The sequence below is a fragment of the Christiangramia aestuarii genome (genome assembly GCF_009735585.1).
Classification (GTDB): domain Bacteria; phylum Bacteroidota; class Bacteroidia; order Flavobacteriales; family Flavobacteriaceae; genus Christiangramia; species Christiangramia aestuarii.
On the sequence record NZ_VJVW01000122.1, the window covers coordinates 1 to 404 of the forward strand.

The 404-nt window shown below is 52.0% G+C and carries 1 protein-coding gene; it reads right to left on the reverse strand.

Translation table 11 applies throughout. The features are described from left to right. Positions 1 to 404, reverse strand: a 404-nt coding sequence (locus tag FLP08_RS17195; RefSeq protein ID WP_156278144.1) for a CLIPPER-2 domain-containing protein, incomplete at both ends; no start/stop codon positions are given.

Below are 404 nucleotides of genomic sequence, written 5' to 3' on the forward strand. Positions count from 1 at the left end.
TGGTCTCTCCAGCCTCGGCATAGCCGTTTCCATTTTCATCGTTAAAGCTACCTGCTTTAGCTATTGTCATGGCTGGGTTCTGCGTCAGTGGCGTAGTCTCATTGTTACTATCCTCTGGATCGGTCAGCTCATCGGCATCAGCCGTAGCGATATTGTCCACCTGTCCGCTGTCTACATCCGCCTGGGTCAGGGTATAGGTCGCGGAGAAGCTGGTGTTGTCAGATGCTCCCGGCGCCAGGTTGATCGGTCCGCCGTTTACACTTACCATTGGATCGGTCACGGTGATATTGTTCAGGGTGACGTTTCCGGTATTGGTCAGGCTAAAGGTATAGGAGATGGTCTCTCCAGCCTCGGCATAGCCGTTTCCATTTTCATCGTTAAAGCTTCCTGCTTTTGCTATTGTC